This window comes from Pseudarthrobacter sp. PvP004 (genome assembly GCF_017876035.1).
GTDB classification, from domain to species: domain Bacteria; phylum Actinomycetota; class Actinomycetes; order Actinomycetales; family Micrococcaceae; genus Arthrobacter; species Arthrobacter aurescens_A.
On sequence record NZ_JAGINL010000001.1, the window covers coordinates 3,365,345 to 3,380,892 of the forward strand.

At 61.6% G+C, this 15,548-nt stretch carries 15 protein-coding genes; 10 read left to right on the forward strand and 5 right to left on the reverse strand.

Annotation, left to right across the window (positions count from 1 at the left end; translation table 11 throughout):
• Position 1: 1 nt before the first annotated feature.
• Together purQ and purL are read left to right on the forward strand one after the other, a co-directional pair.
• Positions 2-772, forward strand: coding sequence for a phosphoribosylformylglycinamidine synthase subunit PurQ (purQ, locus tag J3A64_RS15100; protein WP_210064720.1), 771 nt, complete (start codon positions 2-4; stop codon positions 770-772).
• On the forward strand, positions 769-3,078 hold the full coding sequence (gene purL / locus J3A64_RS15105) for a phosphoribosylformylglycinamidine synthase subunit PurL (protein ID WP_011773383.1): 2,310 nt from the start codon (positions 769-771) through the stop codon (positions 3,076-3,078). The genes purQ and purL overlap by 4 nt, the downstream gene beginning before the upstream one ends.
• Positions 3,079-3,152: 74 nt before the next feature.
• Here purL and J3A64_RS15110 read toward each other — a convergent pair whose 3' ends face one another.
• From J3A64_RS15110 to J3A64_RS15120, 3 genes are read right to left on the reverse strand one after another with little or no spacing between them, the layout of a single operon-like run.
• Positions 3,153-4,571, reverse strand: coding sequence for a bifunctional diguanylate cyclase/phosphodiesterase (locus J3A64_RS15110; protein ID WP_210064721.1), 1,419 nt, complete (start codon positions 4,569-4,571; stop codon positions 3,153-3,155).
• On the reverse strand, positions 4,568-5,071 hold the full coding sequence (locus J3A64_RS15115; protein ID WP_011773381.1) for a hypothetical protein: 504 nt from the start codon (positions 5,069-5,071) through the stop codon (positions 4,568-4,570). Before J3A64_RS15115 ends, J3A64_RS15110 begins: the two co-directional genes overlap by 4 nt.
• A complete protein-coding gene (locus tag J3A64_RS15120) occupies positions 5,068-6,246 on the reverse strand; it encodes a GGDEF domain-containing protein (protein WP_210064722.1) in 1,179 nt (392 codons plus the stop codon). The genes J3A64_RS15115 and J3A64_RS15120 overlap by 4 nt, the downstream gene beginning before the upstream one ends.
• A gap of 502 nt (positions 6,247-6,748) precedes the next feature.
• On the opposite strand from J3A64_RS15120, the gene J3A64_RS15125 reads away from it, so the two are divergent.
• Entirely contained in the window at positions 6,749-7,867 is a 1,119-nt protein-coding gene (locus J3A64_RS15125) for a histidinol-phosphate transaminase (RefSeq protein ID WP_210064723.1), read from the forward strand.
• Between the two features lie 732 nt (positions 7,868-8,599).
• Positions 8,600-8,893: a DUF503 domain-containing protein gene (locus J3A64_RS15130; RefSeq protein ID WP_011773377.1), complete on the forward strand. Its 294-nt coding sequence runs from the start codon at positions 8,600-8,602 to the stop codon at positions 8,891-8,893.
• Here J3A64_RS15130 and J3A64_RS15135 read toward each other — a convergent pair.
• The gene (locus J3A64_RS15135) at positions 8,890-9,531 is read right to left on the reverse strand and encodes a GntR family transcriptional regulator (RefSeq protein WP_011773376.1); all 642 of its coding nucleotides are present in this window, start codon (positions 9,529-9,531) and stop codon (positions 8,890-8,892) included. The genes J3A64_RS15130 and J3A64_RS15135 overlap by 4 nt on opposite strands.
• Positions 9,532-9,752: 221 nt before the next feature.
• Between J3A64_RS15135 and J3A64_RS15140 the strand changes: the two genes are divergently transcribed.
• From J3A64_RS15140 to J3A64_RS15165, 6 genes are read left to right on the forward strand one after another with little or no spacing between them, the layout of a single operon-like run.
• Positions 9,753-11,114: an MFS transporter gene (locus J3A64_RS15140; protein WP_011773375.1), complete on the forward strand. Its 1,362-nt coding sequence runs from the start codon at positions 9,753-9,755 to the stop codon at positions 11,112-11,114.
• Positions 11,111-11,905, forward strand: a complete 795-nt coding sequence (locus J3A64_RS15145; RefSeq protein ID WP_210064725.1) for a carbon-nitrogen family hydrolase — start codon at positions 11,111-11,113, stop codon at positions 11,903-11,905. Before J3A64_RS15140 ends, J3A64_RS15145 begins: the two co-directional genes overlap by 4 nt.
• A gap of 37 nt (positions 11,906-11,942) precedes the next feature.
• Entirely contained in the window at positions 11,943-12,626 is a 684-nt protein-coding gene (locus tag J3A64_RS15150; RefSeq protein ID WP_210064727.1) for a DUF2848 family protein, read from the forward strand.
• A complete protein-coding gene (locus J3A64_RS15155) occupies positions 12,626-14,098 on the forward strand; it encodes a 4-hydroxyphenylacetate 3-hydroxylase family protein (RefSeq protein WP_014920678.1) in 1,473 nt (490 codons plus the stop codon). Before J3A64_RS15150 ends, J3A64_RS15155 begins: the two co-directional genes overlap by 1 nt.
• 2 nt (positions 14,099-14,100) lie before the next feature.
• Positions 14,101-14,472 carry a cupin domain-containing protein gene (locus tag J3A64_RS15160; RefSeq protein WP_011773371.1) on the forward strand — a complete coding sequence of 124 codons (372 nt, stop codon included), beginning with the start codon at positions 14,101-14,103 and terminating at the stop codon, positions 14,470-14,472.
• A 1-nt stretch (position 14,473) separates the two neighbouring features.
• On the forward strand, positions 14,474-14,998 hold the full coding sequence (locus J3A64_RS15165) for a flavin reductase family protein (RefSeq protein WP_011773370.1): 525 nt from the start codon (positions 14,474-14,476) through the stop codon (positions 14,996-14,998).
• A 122-nt stretch (positions 14,999-15,120) separates the two neighbouring features.
• Here J3A64_RS15165 and J3A64_RS15170 read toward each other — a convergent pair whose 3' ends face one another.
• Positions 15,121-15,441, reverse strand: a complete 321-nt coding sequence (locus J3A64_RS15170; RefSeq protein ID WP_011773369.1) for a putative quinol monooxygenase — start codon at positions 15,439-15,441, stop codon at positions 15,121-15,123.
• Between the last annotated feature and the right edge of the window lie 107 nt (positions 15,442-15,548).

Here is a 15,548-nt window from a genome sequence, read left to right on the forward strand (position 1 = left end):
TATGACGTCGATTCCCCTGATTGGCGAGGCTGTGGCCGTCGCCGCAGAACCCCGCTTGGCCGGCGCCAAGATCGGCGTCGTCACCTTCCCCGGCACCCTTGACGACCGCGACGCCGCCCGTGCGGTGCGGCTTGCAGGCGCAACGGCGGTGCCGCTCTGGCATGCAGACACTGAACTCGGCGATGTTGACGCAGTCATCATCCCCGGCGGTTTCTCCTACGGTGACTACCTCCGCGCCGGCGCCATCTCGCGGTTCGCTCCGCTGATGTCCAAGATCATTGAGGCTGCGAACTCCGACGCAAAGCTCCCCGTGCTGGGTATTTGCAATGGCTTCCAGATCCTGACCGAGTCGCACTTGCTGCCCGGTTCCATGATCAAGAACGACCACCTGAAGTTCATCTGCCGGGACCAGACACTGCGCGTGGAAAACGCCAACACTGCCTGGACTGTGGACTACACGGATGGCCAGGAGATCGTTGTGCCGCTGAAGAACCAGGACGGCCAGTACATCGCTGACGAGAAGACGTTGGACGCCCTTGAGGCTGAGGGTCGCGTGGTGTTCCGCTACGTGGGCTTCAACCCGAACGGCTCCCGCCGCGACATCGCGGGCATCTCCAACGCGGCCGGCAACGTAGTGGGCCTCATGCCGCACCCCGAGCACGCAGTGGAGACCGGCTTCGGCCCGGAGTCCCTTGATGGCGCGCCCCGCGATACCGACGGCCTGGGCTTCTTCACCTCCGTTTTGACCAAGATTGTGGGAGGCGACAAGTGACCACGGAAACCACCAAGAAGTTCAACATCGATACCGTTGAGCACGCTGCCAAGACCCCGGACACGGAACTCCCGTGGGCCGAGCTCGGCTTGAAGCAGAACGAATTCGACGAGATCGTCAAGGTCCTTGGCCGCCGCCCCACCGGTGCCGAGCTGGCCATGTACTCCGTCATGTGGAGCGAGCACTGCTCCTACAAGTCCTCCAAGAACCACCTTCGCCAGTTCGGCGAGAAGGTCACCGAGGAAATGAAGAAGGACATGCTGGTTGGCATCGGCGAGAACGCCGGCGTCACCAACCTGGGCGACGGCTGGGCCGTAACGTTCAAGATCGAGTCGCACAACTCGCCGTCGTTCGTTGAGCCGTACCAGGGTGCCGCTACCGGCATCGGCGGTATTGTCCGCGACATCATTTCCATGGGTGCCCGCCCGGTCGCCGTGATGGATCCGTTGCGCTTCGGTGCGATCGACCACCCGGACACCGCCCGCGTCATGCATGGTGCTGTTGCCGGCATCGGCGGCTACGGCAACTGCCTCGGCCTGCCGAACATCGGCGGCGAAATGGTCTTCGACTCCGTCTACCAGGGCAACCCGCTGGTGAACGCACTGGCAGTGGGCGTCATGCGCCACGAGGACATCCGCCTGGCCAACGCCTCCGGCAAGGGCAACAAGGTTGTCCTGTTCGGCGCGCGCACCGGTGGCGACGGAATCGGCGGTGCTTCGGTGCTCGCTTCCGAGTCCTTCGACGACACCAAGCCGTCCAAGCGTCCCGCCGTCCAGGTGGGCGACCCCTTCGCGGAGAAGGTCCTCATCGAGTGCTGCCTGGAGCTCTTCAAGGGCTCGCTGGTTGAAGGCATCCAGGACCTCGGCGCTGCAGGCATCTCCTGCGCCACGTCCGAGCTCGCCTCCAACGGCGACGGCGGCATGGAGGTGGAGCTGACCTCGGTCCTGCTGCGCGATCCCACGCTGACCCCGGGTGAGATCCTCATGTCCGAATCTCAGGAACGCATGATGGCCGTGGTCACCCCGGAGAACATCGCCGCGTTCGAAGCCGTAATGGACAAGTGGGCTGTGGAGTACTCCTGGTTGGGTGAGGTCACCGATACCGGTCGCCTCATCATCACCTGGGAAGGCGAAGTAATCGTCGACGTCGATCCCCGCACCGTTGCGCACGACGGCCCGGTCTACGACCGTCCGTTCGCCCGCCCGGAGTGGCAGGACTCGGTTCAGGCCAACTCCTTCACCGGATCTGTTGAAGACGCAGGCCGTCCGTCGGCTCCCACCGAGCTGGCTGCGGCCGTCACCGAGCTCGTGGCATCGCCGAACATGTGCAGCAAAGCCTGGATCACCAAGCAGTACGACCGCTATGTTGGCGGCAACACTGCCATGGCCTTCCCGGACGATGCCGGCGTGGTCCGCGTTGACGAGGAAACCGGCCTGGGCGTTGCCCTGGCCACTGACGCCAACGGCCGCTACACCTACCTGGAGCCCTACCAGGGTGCACAGCTCGCGCTGGCCGAGGCCTACCGCAACGTTGCCACCTCCGGCGCTGTTCCGATGGCCGTCAGCGACTGCCTGAACTTCGGTTCACCGGAAGACCCGGATGTCATGTGGCAGTTGGCTGAAGCCATCCGTGGCCTGTCCGACGCCTGCATGGAGCTCGGCATCCCGGTCACCGGCGGTAACGTATCGCTCTACAACCAGACCGGCACCACGCCGATCCACCCCTCCCCCGTGGTGGCTGTCCTGGGCAAGCTCGACGACGTCGCCCGCCGCACGCCGTCAGGCTGGCGCGAGGACGGCCAGGCCATCTATTTGCTGGGCACCACCGCAGCAGAGCTGGACGGTTCGGAATGGTCCAACCTCCGCGGACACCTTGGTGGCTTGCCGCCGAAGGTGGACCTCGCAGCTGAGCGCGCATTGGGCGAGATCCTGATCAACGCTTCCCGCGACGGCATGGTTGACGCAGCACACGACCTCTCCGAAGGTGGCCTCGCGGCTGCCTTGGTTGAGTCCTCGCTGCGCTACGGCGTGGGCGCCCGCATCGCCCTTGAGGAACTCATGGAGCGCGACGGCGTGGACCTGTTCACCGCCCTCTTCTCCGAGTCCCAGGCCCGTGCAATCGTGTCCGTGCCGCGCTCCGAGGAAGTCCGCTTCAAGGACATGTGCACGGCCCGCGGCTTCGCCCACCTCCGGATCGGCGTTGTTGACGCTGCCGGTGGAAAGCTGGAGATCAACGGCGTGGACGAGCTCTCCTTGGACGCTCTCCGCGAAGCACACGAAGCCACCCTGCCCAAGTACTTCGGTTAAGAACAACTAAGCCAAAAGGCCCCTGCGAGCGTCCGCCAGGACGTGTGCAGGGGCCTTTTGCTGTCTCACAGGGTTTACCCCGGCCAGGTCCGCAGCCGCGACAACTGTTCAGTGAACTCCGCCTCCGGCAACGGCCTGCCAAAGTAATACCCTTGGCCGCTCGCGCAGCCGATGCTCCGAAGTGCCTCTGCCTGTTCGGCGGTCTCGATTCCCTCCCAAACGCCCTCCAAACCACAAGAATGGATGACGTGCTGGATGGCGGCCAGGAAGCCCAGCTGGGAAGGATCTTTCCCCAAGTCCTTCACGAATTGCCGATCCACTTTCACCCGGTCCACGGGCAGTTTCCGCAGGTAGCCCATGGACGAGTAGCCGGCGCCGAAGTCGTCGATCTCAAGTCCGACACCTAGCCTGTGCAGACTCGCCAGTGTGTAACGGTCCAGCTCGTTGTTCTGGATGATGGCGCTCTCAGTCAGCTCCAGCACCAGTGAATCCGGGGCCAGGTGCTCCTCCGCCAAGGCCGCACTGACAGCGTCCACGAACTCCAGGCTTTGAAGGTCCGCGGCCGAGGCATTGATCCTCATGGAGAAGTCCTGCTGTGCAGTGACAGGATGGTCCCGCCAACGCCGCAACTGACGCACGGCCGTGCGCAGGACCCACCTGCCCAGTTCCGCAATGAGGCCGGTCGCCTCAGCTATGGGAATGAACTGGTCAGGCATGATCAGGCCGTGCACGGGGTGGTTCCATCGGACCAGAGCTTCGCAGCCTTCGATCCTGCCGGTGGAGAGCTCCACGATCGGCTGGTAGTAGAGGACCAGCTGGTCTGCACGGATGGCTTCGCGGAGTTCCCCCACTATCTGCCGCTGGAGCAGCTGCGCGTGCAGGGTTGCGGGATCGAACACCTTCAGCTTGTTCCTGCCCTCGTTTTTGGAATCTTCCATGGCCAGATCGGCCTCTTGGAGAATGTCCTCGATGCTGTGATGCGGTTCCGCGGTACGCAGGCCGACGCTTGCGCCGCAGCGGATGCTGTTGTTCCCGAGGTCGATGTTCGGTTCCAGCGCTGCCAGGATGCGGTTTCCGACGGCGGTGGCCCGGTTTTGCGGGGTGGCGGGCAACAGCACGGCGAATTCGTCGCCGCCCAAGCGGGTGACGACGTCGTTCTCCCGGACTGCCGACCGGATGCGCATGGCGACGGTGACCAGAATCTGGTCCGAGGCGGCATGGCCGGCGGAGTTCTTCAGTGCTTTGAAGCCGTCCAGGTTCACCAAGAGGATTGCCGGCGGGACGGCGCCCTTGGCCGCGGCGTCCTGGGCTTCGATGAAGGAATTGACCAGCGCCTGGCGGTTGCCGAGCCCGGTGAGGGCGTCTGTGAGGGCATCTCGGCGCTGTTCATAGCGTGCTTGGTGGAGCTCCTGCATGAGAGCCTGGACGTGCCGCTCCAGTTTCTCGATCCGTGAATCAGCGGGGACCAGCCTGTGGGGCTTGGTGGCGCTCACGACTCTTCCAGGCGTCGCAATGATGAGTCGGCCACAGCTTGGGGCTTGGAGACGGGGTTGCGGCGTTCGTCCAGGAAGAGCCGATAGGAAGCGATGTCCAGCCTTCCGTCGGGCTCCACCTTGTTTCCTGCGCGGTAAACGTGGGTGATCCATGCCCCGCCCAGGATTGCCTCAATCCAGGCATCGCACTCTGCCAGCGGGAGGTGAACACGTGTGCCGGTGTTCCTGCGATGACCAGCGATGGACACCGTGATGCAGCTGCCCAGGAGGCCCTTGTCCGCGGTGAACCAGGCGAGGCCTTCGACGTCGGCCACTATGGTCAGATTCGCGTTGCTGTCCTCCACCGACTGAACAGGGCTCATCCTGACCGAGCGGCGGTCCGCGTTCAGCGTTGTGGGCGTCCCTGCTTTGTAGGGAGCGCTGGTGATGTCTTGCCGGAACGCGGACAGTTCCTGGGTGTGCTGGATCTGGATCCGGGTGGTGAGTTCGTTGAAGGTCATGATCGTGCCTCATCCGCGATAGTGGCCGCCTCGAGGCGGTCGGCTCCTACAATCCTGTTTCTGCCTTGCGCCTTTGCGCTGTAAAGTGCTGCGTCCGCTACCTCGATCATGAAATTGAGGTCTGCGACAGCGGGGATGCTGGACGTTACTCCATAGCTGACGGTGGGGAAAACCACACCTTCGGGCGTCTGCATGGCTGCCATCCGGCGACTGATTTCGCTTGCGATGTTCTCGGCCCGGTCCTGCGTTGCGCCCGGCAGGAAGAGGACGAACTCTTCCCCTCCATACCGTCCGATGAGGTCCGTGGACCTGACCGATCCGGCGCAGGCTTCAGCAAATGCCCGCAAGGCCACGTCCCCGGCCCCGTGCCCGTGCTCGTCATTGACGGCTTTGAAGTGGTCCAGGTCCGCCAGGACTACGGATGCGCCCGAGCCCGTGGATTGCAGACGCTCAAGTTCAGTGGTGGCAAGGTCCAGGAAAGCTCCGCGGTTGAGGAGTCCCGTCAGATGGTCGCGGGTGGCACGTTCACGGAGGCCTTTGATGAGTTGATCACTGGTAAGGGCCGTCATGCTGAAGGACACGGTGACCAGAAGCACCATGGATATCAGTGCGGACGGTCCGGGTCCGAAGTAGGTGCGGAACGTGTAACTGGCCGGCCCTTCGAATGCGTAGACCACCCAGCGGCACAAGTAGTAGACGGCCAACATACCCGCGGCCACGGACAGGGCTTTGTGGACTTGCGAGTGCGAGGACTTGATAAACCAGAGGTCATACGCTGCAAGTGCTATGCCCAGGGTCATCATGGCCAGATAGACCAGGCCGCCCGACCAAACATTGTTTCCCGGGTTTTCCAGGAACGACGCGACCGCAGTGACGGCCGGTCCAAGCGCCAACTGCCATGGTGCGGCTTTCCGGTTCCTCAGGGTCTTCGCTCCGGCCCAGACGCTGAAGGCTCCAGCCACCACAAGGACGTTACCCAAGGGGTTGGCCCACAGCTGGTGGGGAGTTCCGTTGAGGAGGAACGCCGCGTTTCCCACCATGAACTCGAGCAAAGCGAGGCTCCACCAGCCTGCGTACGGCGAGCGTGTGCGGTGGAATGAGGCGCAGAACAGCAGCAAGAGTGTGACAGTGACTACGCCAAGCGCAACCCTTACCGAGAACGCATCGAGCACCATGTCCAACCCCCTCAGCTGGTCATCATTCTGCCTTTGAGTCCAGTGTCGCGGGGCTTTCTCAACCTCGATGCGGCATTTGCTCAGGATTTGCTCAAGATCGTTTGTGGTCCCACCTCTACCAGTCGATCAAGACAACTTGCCGAGGGTGAGCCGGCGAGATCAACAGCAACCCGGCCGGGTATGTCCTGGACACCCTCGCCTAAAGCGGTCGGTACCGATGGACTGCCGGCCTGTGTCCAAGTGGGCAACGTTGGATGTACCCCATATTTGTCAGACTGGATGTTGGATTACTGATTCTCTGAAATCGTTAGGTACCGACCACCTCACCGTGTCCGCCGCCGTACGATGCAGTTAAGATTCAGCTGGTCAATTGCGCCTAACCGTCCAATGCGACAGTTCAGCACTTGAATTCCATTAGCCCTAAACACGTATCGCTTTGTTGTGGACAACCGGACGACACTTAAGTCTCTTCGCTGAAATGACCAAATGATAGGTTTGGAAAATGATGCGACGAAATGACCTTCTCAACAGTCTTCCGCCGCGCGAATCTCTTCGAGCGCGGGAGGTCTATGGAGCCCCACAGATTGATGTGCCTGTGGCGCTGAACACGAATGAGAATCCGCATTCATTGCCACCCGTTGTCCAGCAGTCTATCTCGACGGAGATCGCTGGAATCCTCTCGGACTTGAATCGCTATCCAGACCGCGAGTTCACTTCACTTCGTGAAGCGATGGCCGCCTATCTCGGACATGACCTGACCCACGAAAATATCTGGGCAGCAAATGGATCTAATGAAGTGCTCCACCACATCCTTCAGGCATTCGGTGGCCCCGGCAGATCATTGTTGACATTCGTACCCAGTTACCCGATGTACCCGATCCTTGCGGGGGGCGTGGACACTGAATTCATAGCCATGAACAGGGGCCATGACTTTTCCATTGATGTCGATGGGGCCGTAGCAGCCGTTGAGCACCACCAACCGGCCATCGTACTGCTCTCGTCGCCCAACAACCCCACGGGAACCTCACTGGAAGATGGCGTAGTCCAAGCCATCTACGAAGCTGGCGAGCCATCGTCAACAATCGTCGTAGTGGATGAAGCATATGCCGAGTTTTCCCACACCCCTGAGAAGACAGCTTTGCGTCTATTGGAAGGGCGTCAGCGGCTGATCGTTACCCGGACGATGTCGAAAGCGTTCTCCTTGGCCGGTGCACGAGTCGGCTACTTTGCCGCAGCGCCGCAAGTGGCTGATGCCATGCGCTTGGTACGCCTGCCATATCACCTCTCTGCGTTGACACAGGCGGCGGCGATAGCCGCTTTCCACAACGCCGCCGCTCTGCTCAAAGACGTCAACAGGATCAAAGAGCAACGTGACAGAATCGTCACTGAACTAGCAGGTATGGGACTGTCACCAGTGCCCTCAGATGCAAACTTTGTACTGTTCGGTGGTCTGCAAGATAGGCGTGAATGCTGGACAGCACTTCTGGAACACGGTGTATTGGTTCGCGAACTTGGACCTGAGGGTTACCTTCGGGTGACAGCTGGAACCGAAAAGGAAACCACTAAGTTCCTGGAAGCCCTTCGGAGGTATCTCATTAATTCTCGGCCCCTAGGCGTTTGAGATCTTCACCCAGGCTTCCGAGCAGTTAGTGCCATCCACGAGAGTTGCCCGGACGTCGAGTTTACCAACTTAGCCGTCCACCGATCCACCAATGATCGGTGGACGGCTTCACCATACCTCTCGACAATGCTGCCTCGTTCAGCATCTAGAATTGCTAGTCCGTAACGCTGCGATGCAACCAAATCGTCAGTCCAATCCTCTGCATCAACGTCAGCCCAGCCAGCCGCATGTAGAAGATCTACATATTCCCTAATGGTCACCATATGTTGTCCCCAATTGGTCATCCTATGGGGAAAATCAGATTGGGCGTGGGGGCCCACGCAAGTCGATCTTCGAGAACATCCGAACAACAGAATATAGCCCTCGCGCCACAGCGCCGGACTTTCTAGTCAATGATCGGCAGATTGTACTTTTACCTTCACAAAGCGAGCATGATATGGGCTGAATTCGCAAGGTACAAATCACTCAAATCTAGGCTGTGGATAAGTGCAGCAGGTGGTCCAGCACGTTTTCCGACTGACGAATGCGTCCGAGTTCCCGCTACGCTCAGCATGAGGTCATCTGTGTCGGATAGAAGGCGACCAGTCCCGCGCGGAACTTCGTCAGAGCGACGGGGTGGTTGAGGTCAGATTCCGAAACAGGAATCCTTGAAGACCACGCGAGACCTGCCTCGAACGCAGTAAAGGATCTTGCGCTATCGGTACAAGATTTGGTTTGCGGCGATAATGAACCATGTGGATCGGTTGGATTGAGTTCGACGTCCTCTTGGGCGATGTCCATAGCCTGAAGGAGAAGCGCTCGCTCGTACGGCCCTTGGTGGCCGAACTGAAGCGGCGCTTCGATGTTTCTGCTGCGGAAACCGGGCTCCAGGACCAGCACCGGCGGGCGCTGGTTGGCGCCGCTGTGGTGGCACCGGACCACGCGCATCTTCAGCAAGTGCTCGACGCCGTTGAACGGTTCGTGGCTGCCCGGCCTGAGTTTGAGCTGCTCAGCGCACGGCAGCGGGAGCTGCACAGCGAGGACTAATAGCCGATGACCGCCAGGCGCGTTGAGTTCAGGTGGGCGTCGATCGCTTGGTGTGCCGCATCCAGGCTGCGGCTGCGCAGCGCATCCACAATGAGCTGGTGCTCCCTGAGGACATCCCCTGCGCGGTCCGTTTGCTGGCTTACTGCCTTGACGCCGATCCTGAGTTGCTTTTGCCGGAGCGAAGCGTAGAAATCGGCAAGGACGGGATTACCTCCGGCACGGACCATGAGGGTGTGGAACTCGGTATCCAGTTCGATGAACCGGGCGGGATCATCCTTGGCTTCCTGCTGCTGGTCAATGACGCGCTGGAATGCGTCGATCTGGGCATCCAGCATGCTCTCCAGTGCCGAGACCGCCCATTTCTCCACCACGGACCTGGCCTGCAGGATAGCCCGGACGTCGGGGTCGGAGATGGGGGGCACGAAAGCGCCTTTGTGCGGGATCCGTTTGACGAACCCTTCAGCTTCGAGGCGCAGCAATGCCTCGCGCACGGGCGTACGTGACGTACCGGTGGTCTTGGCCAGGACCGCCTCGTTCAGGAAGGTTTCTTCCTCCCTTGGCAGGGCTGAGATGAAGCTTTTCATCCATTGGTAGGCCACTTCTGGCTGCGACTGTGCAGCGGGGGTCATCTGGATCATGCAGAGCCTTTCTCGCGAAGCCCACAGTATACGAGTTGCATTCCGGATGTTCCGGACGTCCCGAAAAACTTCTCCCCTAACTATAGACAGGTTGTATACAACCCGTCTACAGTGAAGTTCAGTGACTCCGCTCACGCACCGGAAAGACCCCAATTTCCTGGGAGCCCCGGCCACCGGTTCCACCGGCAGCCCGCCGCTCCCCATCGCAAAGGACCTCCAGAATGACCGAATTGAAGAAAGCAGAACTGAGGCAACAGAAGCACTCAAGCCTGCCCGTGGTGGCCGCTTCAAGCCTGGCCGGCACCGCGGTGGAATGGTATGACTTCTTTCTCTACGGCACCGCCGCCGCATTGGTATTCAACAAGCTCTACTTCCCCACCGACGATCCTTTGGTGGGCACCATGCTGGCACTCGGAACGTTCGCGGCCGGCTTCCTGGCCCGCCCCATCGGGGCCATAGTGCTGGGCCATCTCGGCGACAAGCACGGCCGCCGCGCAACCCTGGTGGCCAGCCTGATGCTCATGGGCGTAGCCACCACCCTCATTGCCTTCATTCCCTCATACGCTGCCATCGGCCTTGCAGCACCCTTGCTCCTCCTCCTGCTCCGCCTGATTCAGGGGTTTGCGCTTGGCGGCGAGTGGGGCGGAGCCGTTCTCCTCGTCTCGGAGCACAGCAACGAGAGCACCCGTCGTGCCTTCTGGGCTTCCTGGCCCAATATGGGACCACCCCTCGGCAACCTGATGGCCGCCGGCGTCCTGGCCATCCTCGCCGCCACCATGCCGGAGAGCGAGTTCCTGGCGTGGGGTTGGCGCATCGCGTTCGGATTGTCTGCCCTGCTGGTGGTCATTGGCCTCATCCTGCGGCTCTACGTGCAGGAAACCCCGCTGTTCAAGGAAGCACAGCGGAAGCGCGAGGCCGAAGGCAACAAGGAACGGAAGATGCCGCTGACCATCCTGTTCCGCCGCAACTGGCGCGAAATCCTCATCGCCACCGGCAGCAGGATGGGCGAGAACGCGGGTTTCTACATCTACTCGCTGTTCATCATCACCTACGTCACCCAAATCATGGGACTGCAGAGGCAGACAGGCCTTACCGCCGTCATGATCGGCCAAGGAGTGGCCGTCGTCGCCATTCCCATCCTGGCGATCTACGCGGACAAGGTAGGCAGGAAACCCATCCTCATTGGCGCCTCGATTGCCACCATGGTGTGGGCCTTCGCGTTCTTCTTCCTCCTGAACACGGGCCAAGTGTGGGGCATCATCGCCGCAGCCGTCGGAGGCCTGTTGATCTTCGCGGCCTACAGCTCGGTGATCGGCGCCTTCTTCTCGGAACTCTTCCCAACGGACGTCCGGTACAGCGGTACCTCGGTGTCCTACAACCTGGCGTCGCTGATCGCCGGTTCCTTGTCCCCGATCATCGCCCTGGCACTCTACAGCGCTTTCGGAACCGGCTATGCGATCGGCATCTACCTCGCCGCCATGGGCTTGATCTCCATGGTTTCGGTGATGTTCGCCAAGGAAACCAAGGGCCTGAAGCTGAGCGATTTGGACGAGCCGACCAGCAAAGAGAAGGAACAAGCATGAAAATCGCACTCGTCCAGGTGGCCAGCCCGGATTCCGAAACCCGCGAGGACCGGATTGATCGTGTCGAAGCGATTCTCCGCGGGATCAACGGCGCCGAACTCATCGTGCTCCCTGAACTCTGGAGCGCCGGCTACTTCCACTTCGACGAGTACGAGGCATTGGCCGAAACGCTTACCGGTCCCACCGTCTCCATGTGCTCACGGGTAGCGGCGGATCTGGGCGTATACCTCCACCTCGGCAGCATCATCGAGGCCGGCCAGGACGGGCAGCTCAGCAACACCTCCATCCTGCTGGGGCCGGACGGCAGCGTGGTCCACACCTACCGGAAGATCCACGTGTTCGGCTACAAGTCCAAGGAAGCCAGCCTGCTCACAGCCGGATCCTCGCTTCCCGTGGTTCCTTTGCCGTTCGGATCCGTTGCCGGCATCACTTGCTACGACCTCCGCTTCCCTGGCCTGTGGATGGAGCTGAGCACACGCGGTGCGGAGATCGTCATAGTCCCCGCGGCCTGGCCGGCAGCCCGACGGGAACACTGGCGCCTGCTCACCAGTGCCCGGGCGCTGGAGCACCAGATCTTCGTGATCGCGTGCAACGCCGCAGGAACCCAGGAAGGTGTGGAACTTGGCGGGCACAGCAGGGTGGTGGACCCATCCGGCACTGTCCTCGCCGAAGCGGACTCCGACGAGGCCGTCTTGATGGTGGACATCGATCCCCTGCAAGTGGACGCCGTCCGCAGCGAATTCCCTGTCATCGGAGACCGGCTCCCCGCCTACAACACACTCACCGTTTAGACCCCAAGAACGTTCAGAAGCCCTCCAAGGAGACGGAATGGAAACAACAAGGCAAGTCCCACTCACCTTCAGGGTGGTAGGCACGGACCAGACAATCGTGGTCTCGGATTTCCACGGAGTAGTGGCTGGTTACACCGGCCGGGATCCGAAGGCAGTCCAGCACCACATCGACGAATTGGCAGCCATAGGCGTAGCTCCGCCGCCAGAGGTTCCCATGTTCTACCGGATGGACTCGGACCTGTTCGAAACTTCCGGGGAGCATGACACGTCGGAGAACCTGACCTCCGGTGAGATCGAACCCCTCTACATCCGCCACAACGGCCAGTACTACCTCGGCATCGGCTCTGACCACACGGACCGCGACATCGAAGCCCGGGACATTGGCGATTCGAAGCGCGCATGCCCCAAGCCCGTCGCAGGCGAGGTTATCGCCGTCGAATCCTTGGAGGAGCTCGACCTCGATACATGCACCGCGCGCTCGTGGGTTGACGGAACCCTGTACCAGGAAGGTTCGTTGAGCGGCCTGCGCAAGCCGGCCGACGTCGTCGAGCGCCTTTTGGCCCGCACCGACATCGGCGACGCAGACTTCATGTGCCTCGGCGGCACCCTGCCGCTGCTGAACGGAAAGTTTGTGGATGGAACTTCCTGGAAGTTGGAGCTCTCCTTCCCGAATGGGACCACCATTGAACATAACTACAAAATCAAGAAAGGCTCACTCTGATGAGGACCGGAAAAGAGTACCTGAAGTCCCTGAACGATGGCCGGTCGGTGATCCTCGACGGCGAGGTTGTCGGCAACGTCCTGGAACACCCGGCCTTCGCGAACGTTGCCCGGACCATGGCCGAGCTGTTCGACATCGCAGCTGATCCCGAGAATGGAATGCAGTTCCATTCCGAGGAAATCGACGGGCCTGCCAACCGCACGTTCGCAGCTCCCCGCACGCAGGAAGAGTTGGTCCTGCGCCGTCAGGCGATCGAGAAGTGGGCCAAGCACACGCACGGCTGGGTGGGCCGCAGCCCGGACCATGTTGGTACCTTCTTCGCCGCCTTCGGCTCCCACCCGGACGTCTTCAAGAACGACGAGCGGGACTTCGCCGGCAACGTGGAGCGGTACTACAAGAAGATCCTCTCCGAGAACCTGTACCTTTCCTACGCGATCATTCCCCCGCAGGTCTCGCGCGCAACCACAGCGTCCGGTTGGGAAGGCGAATACCTTCAGGTCGGCGTCGTGCGGGAAACCGAGGAGGGCATTATTGTCCGCGGTTCCCAGATGCTCGCCACAGGTGCCGCGATCGCCGACGAAGTCTTTGTCACCTGCATCAAGCCGCTTGGCCCGGACGACGTTGACTTCGCGGTCAGCTTCGCCATCCCTGTGGCCACCGACGGCCTGAAGCTCTACTGCCGCCGCCCGTTCGCGCCCGCCGCAACCAGCGACTTCGACTACCCGCTCACCAGCCACTACGACGAGCCAGACGCCTTGGTGGTGTTCGACGACGTGCTCATCCCATGGGACCGCGTGTTCATCAACCGGAACATCGACACCCTCCGCCGCCAATTCTTCGACACCGGCGCCCATGCCCTGGGTAACTGGCAGGCACAAATCCGGTTCTCCACCAAGCTGAAGTTCATCGCGTCGGTGGCCCGCAAGGTCACTCAGGTGAACGGCACGGACAAGATCCCCGGCGTCCAGGAGAAGCTGGGCGAGCTCGCCGCAATTGTGCAGTCGGTTGAGTCGGCCGTCCTCGCCGCCGAATACACGGCAACAACGGACGACGCCGGCATGCGCGTTCCGGGGAAGAGCGCACTGTACGGGGCAATGGGCTTACAGTCCGAGACGTACCCCCGCGTGATCTCGATCCTCCGCGACCTGGTGGGTGGCGGCGTCCTGCAGCTGCCGTCCAGCATCGCCGACATGACCAGCAGCGTGACCCGCCCGGACATGGAACGCTACGTCCAGTCCCCCGGCGTTACCAGCGAGGAGCGCGTGAAGCTCTTCAAGCTTGCCTGGGACATCATCGGTTCCGAGTTCGCCGGACGCCACCAGCAGTACGAAATGTTCTACGCCGGTGCACCGTTCGTGGTCCGAGGCGCCTACACGTACCGCAACTACGGCTACGACGCCCTGGTGGCAGAGCTGGACACCTTCCTGGGGTCCTACAGCATCGCGAGCGCCACCGAATCGGAAGGGATCTGACCATGGCAAAGCCGGAATTCGAGTTCACCCCCGTATCGTCGGTGGACTTCGCACCCTGCAACCCGCACATCGAAGGCCTGTCCGAGGCCATCCTCGCCAGGGATTCGGACAACGACAGCGTCACGCGCATCCTCAAGTTCGAGCCCGGCACCGACACCTCACCCAACGGCGTCCTCACACATGATTTCTGGGAAGAAGTCTTCATCTTTGAGGGCTCGTTCGTGGACCAGCGCCTAGGCCGGACCTTCAAAGCCGGCGACTGGGCCACCCGTCCGCCGGGCATGGAACACGGGCCATGGGTTTCGGAGAACGGAGCCAAAATGTTCGAAGTTCGGTATTACACGGAGCCGACACCAGCGGAGCGGAGCAACTGACATGAGCCTGGCACCAGCCTTCACCATCCCCGACGCCATGGGGATGCGCCGCGCTATGGGCCGCTTCCTCACGGGCGTCGCCGTGGTCACCACCCAGCATGAGGACGAGCAATATGGGATGACCATCAGCTCGCTGACCTCCATCAGCTTGGAGCCTCCCATCCTGATGATTTCGCTGAACTTCGGTACCCGGACCGGCGAAGCCCTGATGGAGAGCGGCAAGTTCGCCGTGTCCATCCTCGGCGCCAAGCAGGAGTCGGTGGCACGGCGGTTCGCAGTCCGCGGCGGCGACCGCTTCGGCGACGGAGACTTCGACATCACCGACAACGGCCTTCCCGTGATCAAGGGCGCCCTCGCCCAGGCGGACTGCACCGTTGTGCAGCAGTACGACGTCGGCGATCACCAGGTCTTCTTCGGCCAGGTCACCACGTGCCGGGACAGGGACGGCGAAGTGCTGGCGTTCAAGGCGGGCCGCTTCGGCTCGTTCAGCGACTTCGGCCATGCGGAGATCCCCTGGATGTTCTGAGTAGTACGGTCACGGGCCTGTGCCACCACGACCTTCTTTGAATCACAACCGCCCCCGACACGCCTTTTTGAAGGTGCGTCGGGGGCGGTTTGCTTCCAAAGTGGGTGGATACGGTACAGCCGCTAAGCGATGGTCAGTTCACCCATGCGGTCCCAGCCGCTGCCTTCGAACTGGCGGCTGATGATGTGCGGGGTCTCCACCAGTGCCTGCGGCATGTCTGCCATGGCCTTCTTGAAGTGATCGCTATTGACGTGGGCCTCCGCGGCGTCGTCCTGGAAAGCTTCCACCAGGACGAACTCGTTCGTGTTGTCCACGCTGCGGGACCAATCGAACCACAAGTTGCCGGGCTCTGCGCGGGTCGCCTCGGTGAAGTCGGCCACCAGGTCCATCCAGCGCTCGGACCACTCGGGCTTGACGTTGAACTTGACCACTATAAAGATCACGGGCTGCTTCCTTTCGTTGCATTACAGAATCCGTTCCATTCTGTCACTGCCTTTAACGCCCGACGGCGGCCCCCACCGCTAGGTGAGGACCGCCGTCGAACGCTGTT